Annotated in this window: 18 protein-coding genes; 7 read left to right on the top strand and 11 right to left on the bottom strand. The window is 60.1% G+C overall.

Annotation, left to right across the window (positions count from 1 at the left end):
- Nucleotides 1-4 precede the first annotated feature (4 nt).
- The 11 genes from C7I87_RS20510 to C7I87_RS20460 form a co-directional block, all read right to left on the bottom strand.
- Nucleotides 5-571, bottom strand: coding sequence for a hypothetical protein (locus tag C7I87_RS20510; protein WP_149905925.1), 567 nt, complete (start codon nt 569-571; stop codon nt 5-7).
- A complete protein-coding gene (locus C7I87_RS20505) occupies nt 568-1,140 on the bottom strand; it encodes a L,D-transpeptidase (RefSeq protein WP_149905924.1) in 573 nt (190 codons plus the stop codon). Before C7I87_RS20505 ends, C7I87_RS20510 begins: the two co-directional genes overlap by 4 nt.
- The gene (locus C7I87_RS20500; protein ID WP_149905923.1) at nt 1,127-2,290 is read right to left on the bottom strand and encodes a CpaE/TadZ family protein; all 1,164 of its coding nucleotides are present in this window, start codon (nt 2,288-2,290) and stop codon (nt 1,127-1,129) included. The genes C7I87_RS20505 and C7I87_RS20500 overlap by 14 nt, the downstream gene beginning before the upstream one ends.
- A complete protein-coding gene (locus tag C7I87_RS20495) occupies nt 2,287-2,919 on the bottom strand; it encodes a TadE/TadG family type IV pilus assembly protein (RefSeq protein WP_149905922.1) in 633 nt (210 codons plus the stop codon). The genes C7I87_RS20500 and C7I87_RS20495 overlap by 4 nt, the downstream gene beginning before the upstream one ends.
- Nucleotides 2,913-3,407: a TadE/TadG family type IV pilus assembly protein gene (locus C7I87_RS20490; protein ID WP_149905921.1), complete on the bottom strand. Its 495-nt coding sequence runs from the start codon at nt 3,405-3,407 to the stop codon at nt 2,913-2,915. Before C7I87_RS20490 ends, C7I87_RS20495 begins: the two co-directional genes overlap by 7 nt.
- Nucleotides 3,408-3,415: 8 nt before the next feature.
- The gene (locus C7I87_RS20485; protein ID WP_149905920.1) at nt 3,416-4,867 is read right to left on the bottom strand and encodes a TadE/TadG family type IV pilus assembly protein; all 1,452 of its coding nucleotides are present in this window, start codon (nt 4,865-4,867) and stop codon (nt 3,416-3,418) included.
- A gap of 69 nt (nt 4,868-4,936) precedes the next feature.
- Nucleotides 4,937-5,218 (bottom strand): hypothetical protein, encoded by a 282-nt coding sequence (locus tag C7I87_RS20480; RefSeq protein WP_246696325.1) that lies wholly within the window; start codon nt 5,216-5,218, stop codon nt 4,937-4,939.
- A 4-nt stretch (nt 5,219-5,222) separates the two neighbouring features.
- Nucleotides 5,223-6,668: a type II and III secretion system protein family protein gene (locus tag C7I87_RS20475; RefSeq protein WP_149905918.1), complete on the bottom strand. Its 1,446-nt coding sequence runs from the start codon at nt 6,666-6,668 to the stop codon at nt 5,223-5,225.
- Between the two features lie 56 nt (nt 6,669-6,724).
- Nucleotides 6,725-7,765, bottom strand: a complete 1,041-nt coding sequence (gene cpaB, locus C7I87_RS20470) for a Flp pilus assembly protein CpaB (RefSeq protein WP_149905917.1) — start codon at nt 7,763-7,765, stop codon at nt 6,725-6,727.
- Nucleotides 7,766-7,859: 94 nt separating this feature from the next.
- Nucleotides 7,860-8,078: a Flp family type IVb pilin gene (locus C7I87_RS20465; protein WP_149905916.1), complete on the bottom strand. Its 219-nt coding sequence runs from the start codon at nt 8,076-8,078 to the stop codon at nt 7,860-7,862.
- A gap of 70 nt (nt 8,079-8,148) precedes the next feature.
- Complete coding sequence (locus C7I87_RS20460) at nt 8,149-8,367, bottom strand: Flp family type IVb pilin (RefSeq protein ID WP_149905915.1); 219 nt, start codon at nt 8,365-8,367, stop codon at nt 8,149-8,151.
- 541 nt (nt 8,368-8,908) lie between these two features.
- Between C7I87_RS20460 and C7I87_RS20455 the strand changes: the two genes are divergently transcribed.
- The 7 genes from C7I87_RS20455 to C7I87_RS20425 all read left to right on the top strand — a co-directional run bounded on the left by C7I87_RS20455 (nt 8,909) and on the right by C7I87_RS20425 (nt 14,098).
- On the top strand, nt 8,909-10,297 hold the full coding sequence (locus tag C7I87_RS20455) for a TadA family conjugal transfer-associated ATPase (protein WP_149905914.1): 1,389 nt from the start codon (nt 8,909-8,911) through the stop codon (nt 10,295-10,297).
- Complete coding sequence (locus C7I87_RS20450; RefSeq protein WP_149905913.1) at nt 10,297-11,268, top strand: type II secretion system F family protein; 972 nt, start codon at nt 10,297-10,299, stop codon at nt 11,266-11,268. The genes C7I87_RS20455 and C7I87_RS20450 overlap by 1 nt, the downstream gene beginning before the upstream one ends.
- Nucleotides 11,269-11,337: 69 nt before the next feature.
- Entirely contained in the window at nt 11,338-12,240 is a 903-nt protein-coding gene (locus tag C7I87_RS20445; protein WP_149905912.1) for a type II secretion system F family protein, read from the top strand.
- A 52-nt stretch (nt 12,241-12,292) separates the two neighbouring features.
- Entirely contained in the window at nt 12,293-12,841 is a 549-nt protein-coding gene (locus C7I87_RS20440; RefSeq protein WP_149905911.1) for a tetratricopeptide repeat protein, read from the top strand.
- A 1-nt stretch (nt 12,842) separates the two neighbouring features.
- On the top strand, nt 12,843-13,382 hold the full coding sequence (locus tag C7I87_RS20435; RefSeq protein ID WP_149905910.1) for a prepilin peptidase: 540 nt from the start codon (nt 12,843-12,845) through the stop codon (nt 13,380-13,382).
- A 237-nt stretch (nt 13,383-13,619) separates the two neighbouring features.
- Nucleotides 13,620-13,814, top strand: a complete 195-nt coding sequence (locus C7I87_RS20430) for a hypothetical protein (RefSeq protein WP_149905909.1) — start codon at nt 13,620-13,622, stop codon at nt 13,812-13,814.
- Nucleotides 13,815-13,933: 119 nt separating this feature from the next.
- On the top strand, nt 13,934-14,098 hold the full coding sequence (locus C7I87_RS20425) for a hypothetical protein (protein ID WP_149905908.1): 165 nt from the start codon (nt 13,934-13,936) through the stop codon (nt 14,096-14,098).
- Nucleotides 14,099-14,104 lie beyond the last annotated feature (6 nt).

The raw sequence follows: 14,104 nt of genomic DNA, 5'->3' as shown, positions 1-14,104 counted from the left end.
TGACCTAATTTATCTTGTGATAGGTGACCTTGCCTTCCGGGGATACGATCCGCTGGTAGTTGGAGCTTGGCACGGGAGGCACTGCCGGAGCCGGCCTCCTTCGCGTTATGCGCGGCATTTCCTCGATGGCAGGCTGGCTGCTCTCGGCTGCGCTGGCAACCGCCGTCGTATCTTCGGCGGGCGAGGGGACCTCCACGACGCGCGGCTCGTCGCCACCGTGATTTCCCGACACTTCAGGTGCCTGCCGTGCGATGGTGGCGTTGACCTCGCCGAAGCTCGCCCGCAACCGGTCGTCGAGCGCCTCGAACCGGCTTTGAAATCCGTTGTTGACGGTGTCCAGCCGCGCGCTCATTCGCTGCTCGAACTGGCCGAGGTCCTCCAGCCGCGCCTCGATCGCGCGCAGGTCGTTGATGCCACGGTAGAGATACACGGCCGCGGTGGCGTTCAGAAGGGCAAACAGCGCCAGGCCGACACAGATGGCAACGGCGAGCCTGAACCGGCTCTTCTCCTTGTCGAGCAATGGCGGTTCGACCGCCGCCACCAGTTCGTCGGGATCGCTGATCGTTGTCATTGGACCACCACCTTGGTGCCGACAGGCACGCGCCTGAAAAGATCGATGACATCGGTATTGGTCAGGCGAAAACAGCCCGACGTGCCGTCGAAACCCACGCCCGACGGATCGTTGGTGCCGTGGATGCGGTAGAGCGTGTCGCGGCCATCCCGAAGCAGATAGAGCGCCCTTGCGCCGAGCGGGTTGTACGGCCCCGAGGGCACCATGTCAGGCAATTCCGGCCGGCGGGCGCGCATTTCCCTGGGTGGGCGCCACGCCGGCCATTCCGTCTTTGCCCCCACCTGGACCGTGCCCGTCCAGCCAAATCCATCGCGCCCGACACTGATCTGGTAGCGCAGGGCCTCGCCCTTGCCGGTCACCAGATAGAGCGCCTTTTCCTGCTTGCGGATGATGATGGTTCCAATCTTCTCGGCCGTGGAAAACGCCACTGTCTTGCGCAGGCTGGGACCCATGGCCGGCAGAGGCGGGCGGCTGTCCGCCCACGCGGTCTGTGCGGCCGCGGGCGCCAGCGCCAGGCCGATGAGGCAGGCGGCCGTCAGTCGAAGGCGATGGCCGCTAGCGGGCCGCATCGTCGAGCCGCTCGCGGAACATCTTCTTCAGATCCTTGTTGAAGCGCGCCCGCCCATCCACTTCGGACGGCAGCATCGCGCGGTTCAGGGCGTCGGCCAGCAGGGCGTTGTCGAGGCTGACCGATTTGATGTGCGGCGCCTTGAAGATCTTCTCCAGCTCGCTGCGCGAGAAGTGGTTGCCGAACCATTTGCGCTTGTGCTTGTTGGCCACCAGTGTGATCGAGACGGCATTGCCGCGCAGCTCGCGGATCTTCTTGTAGAGCCGTTTGCCTTGCCGCAGCGAAGCGACGTTGAGCTCGAAGATGATGAAGATCTCGTCGCTCGTCGACAGCACGGAATTGTGCCAGGGCGTTTCGATGTTCGGCAGGTCGATGACGATGTCGTCGAAACGGTAGGCGACGAGGTCGAGCAGCCGGAAGACGAAATCGGCGCCCTGCGGCTCGAACGGCAGCTGCGGCCGCTCGAAGGCATAGAGCGTCAGGCCGGACGGCCGCGACAGCTTGATGACGTCCATCAGCTCGACATCGAGCCGTTCCGGCTGGCCGATGATGCCGGCAAGATCGAACTGGTTGAACAGGTTGAGATAGGCGCCGCAATTGGCGCTCTGGAAATCGAGATCGACCAGGCAGGTCGAAGCCGCGCGCTCAGTCGATTTCGAGGCCAGGAATTCAGCCGCCGACACCGCCAGCGTCGTGGCGCCGGCGCCGCCGCTGGCGCTGATGAAGGTGATGATGCGGCTTTTGGCGCCCTGGTTGCCGCTGTCGTGGAAGGTGACGGCGTTGAGCAGCTCCTTGCCGTCGAGCGGCTTGTGCAGCCAGTCCGAAGCATTCATGCGCACCAGGACGCGCGTCCGTTCCGACGTCAGCTCGTCCGAAACCGCGATCAGCGGCACGGTCGCCCACAGCGCGCGCGCCTCGACGATGCCCGGGCTGGCGAGCAATTCGCCGCTGCCGAGATCGAGAATGACGATGCCGGGGCGCGTGTCGGCGGGCGGCCCTTTGAGGAAATCACCTGTCTCCGAAATCCGCACATCATAGATCGCCAGCGCATCGAGCCGCGTCGCCACCTCGCGCTTGAAATTCGGATCGGAGGAAAACAGCGCGACCTGCTTTCGCTTGGTGGGCAGAACCTTGGTGTTGATGGCATTCATGGATACGTGCTCTTCATGTCTTCGCCCGTGACCGTGCTCAGCATGGAGGGCATGGTGATGTTCCCGAATCCGAGCAGTCCGCCCAGAAAGAAGAATTGGAAGGGATGATTGGTGATGCTGACCGTGACGGTCGGCACCGGCCCACTTGGGCGTGTCCAGTAGCCGAGGCCGGAGGCGGCGTATTCGATCCGCACCTCGGATTTCTGCAGCGTGGGCAGAAGAGAGACCATGCCGGCACGGCCGCCACTACCGTTATAGATGGCATCGAACGAGGTCTGGTCCGCGTTCGCCGGTTGGCACGTGCCTCCTCCGATACTGCAACAAGCGACACCTGCTGTGCTTGCGGTGCAGACATAGTCATACGTGCCGGCCGGCACGGCATTACCGACATCCAGAGAGTTGGCGGGGGTTTTTCCTTCGGAAGGCAGCCCGATGGCGATCGGTGTGGAAACCTGCGCCAGTCTGGCGCCCGTCTGCACTGCCTTGTTGCCGGCGTTCCACTGGTAGAAGAGGTAGCCGAAATCGACAAAGCCGAGCAGAAGGGTCAGTAGCAACGGCATGGCAACGGCCATTTCGACCATCGTAGCGCCGGACTGGTCCGCACAGAATTTTCGCTTTGCCGTCACCATCCGAAGACTCGCTCCTGATGTGACACGGTTATTGTGAGCGCTCCGAACCCCAGATAGCTCCAAAGCCCGAGATCGGCGTAGGGGAATGAGGTGCTGACCTCAACGACATCCACATTGGCGGTGCTGCTGAGATAGAGCTCAGTGCCGGTAACGGGGTCGACAGCAAGCGTATGGGTCGGGGTGACTGTGACCTGCGTAGTGAGCCAGCCCTTCACCCTCTGGCTTCCGCCGGTCACCGCGCCATTTACCGCCAGGTTCGTTCCAAGGGTAACGCAATTGTTCCAGTTGCTGTCGTTGCAGCGGGCGATGTAACGCGCGCCGTCCTCAACGCCGGCCTCAAGCAGCAAACGCGTGTTCAGGATGTTGGAGAGTTCGAACACACCCGCCGACAACAGCAGGAGGAAGGGGACGATAATTGCCACCTCGACCAGAGCCGCCCCATTCTCTTCACCTTTGAAACGCCGGATGATTTCGCTGAGCCTGATCATCGCTGCATCTACCGGTAGAGCTGGGCTTCATTGCGCTGAAGCTTCTTCAGCGTGTTTTGACCGACGACCGTACTGATGTCCTGCATCTCGCCGTAGATGTCGGCATTAGGTGGCCCACCCGCCGGTTCGGTCACGAACACGCTGGCGAAGGCCTGCACCGGCAAGGTCTGCCCGCCGCCCTTGACGGAGTTCGCAGTGCAGTCGATGATTGCGACGTAGAGCAGCCGCCTGTCGGCGGTTTGGGTCGTCGTGTTGCATTGCGGCGCCGTCGCTTCCGAACCGCTCGCCAAGCCTGGATTGTTGATCTCGAAGTTGTAGACGCAGTACCGGCTTGGATTTGCGCCACATGCGGTTTTGACGCCGGTGGTGCTGGCGCCCGGATGGTTGACGTTCCAGTAGCCCGTGAAGTTCCAGCTTCCGTCGCCAAGGACGCCGGCCTGTGTGCAGCCGCCCGAATAAAAGCAGTTGTCCCTCGGCAGTGCCATGTAGTTGCTTGCCTGACCGTTGCTGGGCGCCGAGTAGCTGCAATTGTTCTTGCCTGGGTTCTTCGCGACCATGCCCTTCCGCACATTCGGTGCGGGCGGATTGACGGACGGGTCGGTCTTGTAGGGGCCGCCATTCGAAAATATGTCGAAACGGGTGTTGATGCCGTCGTTGACCGGGGGAATGTTGCCCGGACGGGTGGTCACCCCGTTCTGACTATAGCAGGCGGGTGGACTGGTGACCGCGAACATTTCGGTAATCGCACCCGTATTCTTGTCCCCCTCCGGCGATGACAGGAAACCATAGTTTCCCGGGCCATACTGGGCGCTGGCCCCGCCCTGCTGCTCCTTCAGCCAGATCATCGGCTTCGTGGTTCCCGACAAGGCGGTCTGCAGCGCTCCGATAGACGCATAGGGGTTGCAGATGAACATCGGCGTGAATTGACAAAGCGCATTGTTGAACCCTGCCACCGACTGCGTCTGCAGGTTCATCGTGTCATTGCTTCCGACAAAGCTCGCCGGGAAGATCGTCGCAAACGCAGTGGAGTTGACCGTGACTTCTGCAAATTTCGCCACCTTCGGATCGGTGGTGCTCCAGTCGTGGCTGTTGGCGTCCATGCCGGCGGCGTTGAGTGCAATGCTGTCGGCGGCGGGAATGCCGGACAGATAGGTCACGGTCAGGTCGGCGGCGACCAGCGTATGGTAGCCCGAGGTCGAAAATTTCGTCGCGTTGGTCGTCAGAAGATTCGCAACCGCCCTGTTGGCCCTGCTGATCGCGTCCGTATTGCCATCCAATTCGGCCGCTGCCGCCAGCGCATAGGCGTCGGCGCCCTTCTGCATATCGTTGTGGAGGCCATTGGCCCGGCTCATATCGAGGGCCAGAAGCGACAAGCCGACGAGAACCGGCACCAAGATTGCGGCGAACAGCATCGCTACGCCGCGTTGATCGTTCCAGAAGGCACGAATGGTCCCCAACATGACCTTACTCTCTGCTCTCTTGCACGCCCAGGCCTCCTCGTATGACCGGCGCTCTCCGCATCCTTCCGTTCAATTCGACTGCGTTGTCACACCCGACCCGCCGACATTGACCGTGATGGCTGGTGGTGGCGGCGGTGGCGGCGGAAATTTGTAGTTGTGCGCAATGGCGGCGGCGCGCGTGCCGTCGCCTTCGATATGCGTGTTCCTGGATGCCGGATTGAGCGGGTCGACCGTCTGAAGCATCGAGTTGAACTTCTGCGTGTCGCCGGCGGCCAAGGTCACCGTGTCGTAATGGTTCAGATAATCGGCGGCACAGCCTGATAGCGCGCCGGCGCACAGAATGAGGATCAAGGCGCTATTTCTTGACATAGAGCATCTTGTCCTTCGATTTGAAGTCCAGCATGTGGCCGTAGGGGCCGGTGACGCCGTCGCCCGTTTCATATTTTCGGATCATGTCCTTGTTCACCTCGAGCTGCCCGAGCAGGAAGAGTTCCGGGTCGTTGGCCGGCCGCGTCTTGTCGAAGGGCGTCGCCAGTTGCTCGCCGGGCTTCACCGGCCGCACGAGGTGCGGCGTGACGATGACGACCAGTTCGGTCTCCTCCTTCTGGCTGCTCGAATTGCGGAACAGCGTGCCGATGACCGGCACCTGGCCGAGCCACGGCACCTGGTTCTGCAGCCTGGTGGTCTTGCTGGACAGCAGCCCGCCGACGGCAAAGCTCTGACCGTCGCGCAACTCGACCACGGTTGACAGTTTGCGGTTGGTGAAGATCGGATCGCCGGCGCTGGTGAAGCCGGTCAGGTCGCTGACCTCAGGCGCTAAGCTGATATGGATTTTGTCGTCGTCGAGCACGACCGGCGTGAACAGCAGGTTGACGCCGAATTGCTTGTACTCGATCTGGACCTCGCCATTCTTGTCGACACTGCGGATGGGGACCTGGCCGCCGGCGTTGAAGCTGGCCTGCTCACCGGAAAGCGTGGTGAGGTTCGGATTAGCGAGCGTCCTCACGACCCCCTTGGCTTCGAGCGCTTCAATGATCAGGTCGACCTTCAGGTGGCTGTCGATCACCTGGGTGATCAGGGCAGCGAAGGGATTCGACTTTGACAGAAGGCCACTGACCAAGCTGCCGGCTCCGAGTTCCTCTCCGTTCTTGTCGACCGTACCGATGCCAGTCCCAAGCCGAGTCGAGCCACTGCCGTTGGTGCCGCTGAAAGACACGCCGAGATCGCGGCCGGCGTTGCGCTTGGCCTCCAGCACACGCACTTCGAGATTGACCTGTTGGCTTTCATCCACGGTGACGGCATTGATGATGGCGTCGGGACCATATTGCTGGGCCACTTCCATGATCGCCGCCAGCGTGGCGCCGTCCTTGACATGGCCGCCAAGCCGCACCCTGCCGTTGACCGAGCCGATCTCGATGCGCGACCGTGGCGACACTTGACGGATCGCCGCCGCCATGTCGCTGACGTCGACGCCGACTTCGATCTGGATAACGCCGAGCGAACGCTTTTCAGGGGAGAACAGATTGACCGTGGTGGTGCCGGCGCCCTTGCCGATGACATAGAGCGTGCGGTCGGTCATCGGCTGGGCATCGGCTATCTTCTCGTCGCCAACGACAATGTCGCCGAGATTGGCATTCACCTGAATGGTCACCGATTGCGACATCGGCAGGAAAACACGATGGACGCTGGGATTCGACACGTCGATGAAGCGGTCGGTCGCCTCGGCCGCAAGGCTCGCTAGCAACAACGCCGCCAGACAGGACAACGCGGCCGCAGCTATCCTTACGCAAAACCCCTGCATCCCCGTCTCCCCACTGCTGCTACCGCTGGCAGCCCCACTTCATTAGCTGCATCTTATCATGGTTGTCGCGGCACGTCATATGTATCGAGCTTCACGCCACGAAATACGCCCACTGTTACAGTCTTCGTCGGTTCCGGCTGCACATATTTGACCACTTCCTTGACAACCTCGCGCACTTCCGGGGCCGACGCCACGGCCGGAGTGGGTTTGACCTTGCCCAACTCGTCAAGGCGGCTTCCCACCCTCTCCACAGCCTGGGCGAGACCGGCAATCTTGTCGTCGGCACGCTTCCGCTCAGCATCCGCCAATGCGTCCGCGGCCGCTTTCTTGTCGAGTTCGGCCTGTCGCTTGGCGACGTCTTCGGGCGTTTCGCCGGTCAGATCCGACAGCGTCACACGTTCGGTCGACTCGCCCTTGCTGGCCGCGGCCTGGCGAAGCGCCAGCGAGAGCTGGCCGGCGCCGGCGGCGAGTGTAAGCTTCTGTGCGTCCTTGGTGCTGGCCTCGAGCGTTACCGCCTTGACGACCGTCGGGCTGTCCTTGCTTTCGTCGGCAACCTGGTCGACGGCGAGCACCTTCATGCTTTGCAGCAGGACGTCGACGAAACTCTTGTCCGCGCCATCGCTGTCACGAACCGTGCGGGTCAAAAGTACGTCGACGCGATCGCCGGGGAAAACAAACCCCGCAACGCCCAGCACGTCATTGACTCGTATGGAAACGGCTTTCATCCCTTCGCCCAGCACTGCCGAAAGCGTGGCGCGCTGGCCAGGGCCGGTGATCTTGTTGGCAAGCACGGGTTCGTTGGGACCAATCGTCTGCAGCGCCTGCTTTGCCCCTTCACCGGCCAGTGCGTCCTTCGTTGTCTTGAAGGCGCCGGCCGGAACCGCGCCCGCCGGCCAGGCAATTTCACGCAGCTTTTCTGATGTCAGCGTGTCGCCGAACTTCAATGGCACCGCCGCCACCACGACCGTGTCGCGTTGGACGCCGTTGGCCTCGGCCATCGCATTACGCTGGCTGGCCAGCCAGATGTTGACAAGCACCACCGCGAGCACGCCGAACACGCCGGCGAGGACGATCATGATAAACGTATTGGCGCGCATTAGACCCAAGCCCCTAGGTCATACCGCGGGAACTCGCCCGCCGCGATTTAGGATCAGGCCCGGATTTTACGATCCGGGCCTGAGGTACTATTGATCAGGTCCCCACACCGGTGCCGGAGACGCAGGTTCCACCAGCCTTGCCATCGAGCAAACCGCAGAGACCGGTAAAGCGCCCTGTGACCCAGCCGCCTATTGCAAGGATAGCGAGGATCGCAGCGCCGGCGATGATGCCGACCAGAATGGAGTATTCTACCATGGCAGCGCCGTTTTCATCGTCGCGGAACTGCCGGGTCACGCCAAGAAGTTTTCTCATCCGAGCATTCCCTTCATTAGGGTGAGCAAAAAGAGATCGAAAAAATCGCACCCCTTCATGCCCAACTGGGTCAGGTGCCTACACCGGTACCGGCGACGCATGTTCCGCCAGCCTTGCCGTTCAAGGTCGTGCAGAGACCGGTGAAACGGCCGGAGACCCAGCCGCCGATGGCAAGGATTGCCAGGATGGCCGCGCCGGCGATGATGCCGACCAGGATAGAGTATTCGACCATGGCAGCGCCGTTTTCGTCGTCGCGGAACTGCCGGGTCATCGTCATGAGCTTCTTCATGTCAATTTCTCCCCTTGGAGGTTTGAACCCGACGAGACAGAGCCAAGGATGAACTCCATACCCAAGCATCCCCCGTCATCTCGATCCTAGGTCCCGAGAAATTGCAGAGTCAAACGGGATTAACGGTTCCTTAACTTCCCAATACATGAACTTTCACGTTGAGAGCGACCTTAAATTTGAGCAAGAGCTTGATTCGTCTAATTTTTCAAGCTTCCTTAACCATTCGTTCACAATTATGCGGTGGAGCTAATCAAGTCATACCTACTTTAGCGGTATGGCATATTCCTTTATATCTAAGGGGTTATAGCCAGATATGGGGCAGGCACCGACGCCAGAGCACGCAGGAGGCACGGATACCCCAAAGCTTAGTGTACCACTCATGTTTGGCAGCGCGGAGACCCAAAATAAAAACGATATTTTTCCGGTACACTCTTAACTATGTTGAAAGTATTGGCTTGGCGTGAGGCGTCCCGGCGCTTGTGCGTCGCTTGGTTAACGTTTAGTTTCCTCTAATATGCGCTGGAGGGGAGTATAGGGGATTATGCTGGGGCGGTTTATCAAGGGACCAAGCGAACAGCAGGTTGCGACAAAGGCGGAGCCGTTGGCTGTACCCCTGGCCGCACCGTCCCTTTCGCCTGCCGCTGATATTGAATCGAACGGCGACGATTTTCTGACACTCAAGGTCGAACTTCATCGCCACCTTATCGACCGGTTCAATCTGACCGCTCTGGAAAATGCCACGAAGGACGAAATCCTGAATGAGATCCGTCCGATCGTTCGCGAGTTCGTTCGAAATCGAAGTGTGCCGCTGAACGCCCGCGAGCTCGACCAACTGACCAGCGATACCGCTGACGAAATGCTGGGCCTTGGGCCTATCGAGCCCCTGCTCAAGGATGACTCGATCACAGACATCCTGATCAACACCCACAAGCGCGTCTTTATCGAACGGCGTGGCATCGTTGAAGAGACGGCAATCCGGTTTCGTGACGAGGCGCATCTGCTGCGAGTCGTCAACAAGATCGTCTCGAACATCGGCAGGCGCGTCGATGAATCGTCGCCGATGGTCGATGCCCGGCTCGATGACGGCTCCCGCGTCAACATCGCGGTGCGACCGATCTCCGTGGACGGGCCGCTGGTCTCGATCCGCAAATTCTCCAAGAATCCGTACTCGCTCGAACGCCTGATGGCCCTCAACTCGATCAGGCAGCCGATGATCGATCTGTTGCGGATCGCCGTGCAATCGCGCAAATCGATCCTGGTTTCCGGCGGCACCGGCAGCGGCAAGACAACCTTGCTCAACGCGCTGTCGAGCTACATTCCGTCGAGGGAGCGCCTGATCACCATCGAGGACGCGGCGGAACTGCAATTGCAGCAGCCGCATGTCGGCCGGCTGGAGACACGCCCGCCCAATGTCGAGGGCAAGGGCGAGGTACGCCAGCGCGAACTGGTCAAGAACGCGCTGCGCATGCGGCCCGACCGCATCATCGTCGGCGAGGTGCGTGGCGAGGAAGCCTTCGACATGCTGCAGGCCATGAACACCGGCCATGAAGGCTCGATGACCACCATCCATGCCAACACACCGCGAGACGCAATCTCGCGCCTTGAGCAGATGGTCGGTATGGCGGGCATGCCGATGACACACGACTCCATCAGAGCGCAGATTGCCTCCGCCATCGACATCATTGTGCAGACCCAGCGTCTTTCCGATGGGGGCAGGCGGGTCGTTTCGATATCGGAACTGACGGGCATGGAAGGCAACGTGGTGCAGCTTCAGGAAATTTATCACTTCGTCCGACGCGACGTCACTGCTGAAGGCACCATCATCGGCGAATTTCGCGCAACTGGTGTCCGTCCTCGTTTCTCATCTGAAGCGGCGACGCTCGGACATCATTTTGGCAAGGACGCCTTCAATCCGCAGGTTCCGCTCTGATGCTGTCCGGCCAATCCCTGCTTTATTTCATTTACACGGTGGCAGCGGCGTCTGTCATTCTTGCCGCCGAGGCCCTGTATCTTTCTTATGCCGGTCGCCGCTCGCGCGCCGGAGTGGTCAATCGCCGCTTGAAGCGCCTTGCTGACGAAGCTCCGGCCGAGCAGACCTTGCAACGACTGTTGCGCGAGCGCGGGCTGACAAACTCCGGTGACTTCCTTTTTGGTCTGGTGGGCCTGAATAGGCTCTACACGCAATCCGGCATTACGGGGAATCCCCTGACGTTCGCGGCGACATTTCTTGTCGTTGGGGTTGTCCTGGCAATGATTCTCTCATTCTTCATGGGTGTCTCGACCCTGGCGTCGCTCATCGTTTTCTTCGTGACCGGGTTTGTGCTGCCACTCCTCGTTCTACGACGCGCCCGCAACAAGCGCATCCGGAGATTTGCCAAGCAACTCCCCGATGCGCTGGACATGATCGTACGCTCGCTGCGGGCTGGACATCCCGCGACTGTGGCAGTTGGTCTCGTGGCTCGGGAGATGCCCGATCCTCTAGGCACCGAATTTGGCATCGTGTCCGACGAAATCACATTTGGCCTCAGCATGGAGCAGGCCGTGCGAAAACTATCACAACGAGTAGGTTTCGACGGCCTCAACCTTCTGTCCGTATCGCTGTCTATCCAGGCCAAGACAGGCGGAAATCTGACCGGCATCTTGCACAATCTTTCGTCGGTACTGCGTGAAAGACATAAGCTGGGGATGAAGATCAGAGCACTTTCAGCGGAAGGTAGAGTATCAGCGTGGATCATATCGCTATTCCCGATCGTGATGTTCTTGATTCTTCTGCTTCTTGCGCCGTCTTACTATGGAGCCGTTTGGGGAAATCCGATTATCATGCCCGTGTTTGTGATTTTCGGGACGTGGGCGCTTCTGGGTGACTTTATCATGTATAAAATGGTTAATTTCGACTTCTGACGGGAGGAAAGAATAAACGTACTCCTAAATATACAGGACTTAGGCCTCCTTGTTTCCGTCGCGGTCTTTATGGCGGCGGTAGCGATTTTCCTTTTCGGCGCTCTTGTTTTCTTGCCCGCGTTGCAGACACGAAAGCTGGTCGCGCAAACCCTGATAGCCGAGGGGAGCGCCGATCCCCGGTCAATGCTCGGCCTTGAGCAGCAGGCTAAAGTTTTGGCTCAGCGGCCGATCGAGGCATATTTTCGGTCCGTCGAGAAAGAGCGGGACGAGCCCAATGCCCTTGAGGCGAAACTTTTTCGCGCAGGTTTTTATCAAGCAAGCGCTCCCTTGATTTATACATTGTCACGATTTGGAGCGGTTTGTGCCGGCTTCTCGTTGATGTACGCGCTTCTGTCTCAAGTGCTGCCACCAGCTTTGCCCGCCTTCGTGACCCTTGCCGGATCCGCCTTGTTTGGGCTCGCTTGCATCGTCATTCCCAGTATTATGCTCGATCGGTTCGAAAATTCGCAGAAGCGAATTTATCGTCGTGGCTTCCCCGATTTCATGGACATGATGATTACCTGTGCCGATGCCGGTATGAGCCTGGAGGCTGCTGTCGAACGGGTAAGCCAGGAACTGGTCGCGACCCACAAATGGCTGGGGATACAGCTTTCGATCATGACTTTGCAGCTGCGCGCCGGCAAACCGTTGCGGGAGGCCTTGCGTGAACTAGCGGACCGCATCGGCCTGGATGAGGCGCGGGCGTTGGCCGTGTTATTCCGTCAATCGGAAGAACTCGGCACCAGCCTGACGGATGCGCTGCGCGTATACAGCGACGAAATGCGGTCTCAGAGAATTCTCCAAGCGGAAGAGCGTGCGAACGCGCTGCCGGTCAAGATGATGATCCCCCTGGGTATCTGTATTTTCCCGGTGGTGCTAATGATCGTCCTTTTACCGGTTGTCATTCGGATGCAGGCCATTTTCAACCACTAAGCAATATGCTTTGGTCCTAATGAAACGACTCGATGGAACCGTGGGGAACGAAATGACGGGGCCAATACGCCTCACCGCCGCAGCCAGCGTGCTGCTTTTCGTACTTGCTGGTTGCCAGTCGACCGATAGCGGCATGGGCGTCGTACGCACCAACGAACCCTCGAAAGGCGATGTAACGTCTTTTGGCGATGCTTTCGACGGGCTGAAGACGGTCAGCGACGTCGAATATTACGCCTCGGACCAGGCGGTGGCCGAAGCCAAAAACCAGTTTCGTGCAGAAAACTACGGCAATGCCGGCGCCTTGTTCTTCAAGGCGACGCAACTCGCACCCAATGATGGTGGCGCCTGGATGGGTTTGGCCGCCTCATGTGATCGTATCCACCGCTTCGACCTTGCTGACCGCGCCTATGGCCGCGCCTTCAAGCTGATGGGGCCGTCGCCCGAATATTACAACAATGTCGGCTATTCCGACCTGCTGCGCGGCAAGCTGCAGGATGCACGCAGCAATTTTCTCAAGGCTTACGAGCTGGCACCCAACGATCCGACGGTAGCCAACAATCTGAAGCTGCTGTCGTCGAGCGTGCAGAATATCGAGCGCTAGCATGCTGCTTGTCGAAGCGCTGCTGCTGAAGGCCCTCGCCATCCCTCTGCTCGCGTGGATTGCGTGGGTCGACTTCACCACCCAGAAGATAGCCAATCGCGATGTGTTGTTGTTGCTCTGCATGGGGGGAGGGTCGCTGCTGCTACTGTCGCTGCAGTCCGGATCGTGGTGGGATATGGGCCTCAGCGCGATCGGCGGCCTCGTGCTGTTCCTCGCGCTCTTTCCGTTCTGGGTCCTGCGCAAGATCGGCGCCGGGGACGTAAAGCTGTTGGCTGTCATGCCATTGCTGATCGGAGGAAACAGTCTCGTCGTTTTTACCGTGTTGCTCCTGTTTTTCGCCGTCGCTACCGCAGTGCTTGTGAAAAACCCGTTCATGCTGCCGGCGGGAGCGTTTCGCCTCTACGTGGAGCATATGGACCGGAAAGGCATCGTGCCATTCGGCGTACCGATAGCGGCAGCAGCGATCTGCGGAATAGTGTACCTGATCTACGAAAGTCTGGTGCTGGCCAACAGCTCTGGAATTCTCGGCCAGCTCAACTAGCCCGCTCGTCGCTGCGTAGATACCGCTCAGCGCAACGGTCTGACAATCCTGTATCAGCTCATCAGTCGACCGCCCACGGGCCCCGTCAACGTCCCTGCCCGAAGCAGACAGGACGGCACGAGCTGGGTCGGAAATCGGCGCGGTTCACGAAATATTACGTGAGGGAACGTCCGAGCCGCCAGTTTCTTTGACCTTCGAGGCGGCCGTTCGCCTCGATAACCTCAAAGGAGAAGAAGAATGCCCAATCAAGGTGGTAGCCATGAGCAACACGGGAAGGCAGGCCAGCAAAGCCACAAGAACATGGACGACAAGAACCGCCAGCAGCAAGCCGGTGACAACCAGCGCCAGCAAGGCGACAACTCCGGCAATACGCGCGGCGGGACCCATGAACAGCATGTGAAAGCTGGCGAGCAAAGCCACAAGAATCGTTAGCCAACCCGCGTGGCACGGAGCCCGTCCCGAGCGCTCGGGACGGGCTCTGCATGCACCCGGCGCTGCGGCAGCGCCAGGCCGCCCGTCCGCGAAAGCCCACCGAACGAGAGACAGATTTGATGCCCGATCCGAGAGAACCCGACCCCAACCGCGACGTGCCCATGCCTGCTCCCAACTGGAAGCCCAAGCCGATCGGCGAACCGGAGCCGGACAGGTTACCCGATGAGGCGCCGTTGCCCAATCCCGACGAGAATGAAGAGCCCCCGATGCATGCGGCCGGCTGACCGGAC

The organism is Mesorhizobium sp. SARCC-RB16n (assembly GCF_008520305.1).
Classification (GTDB): Bacteria; Pseudomonadota; Alphaproteobacteria; order Rhizobiales; family Rhizobiaceae; genus Mesorhizobium.
Note: the sequence above shows the minus strand (reverse complement) of the source record. Positions and strands in the feature narration are given on the sequence as shown.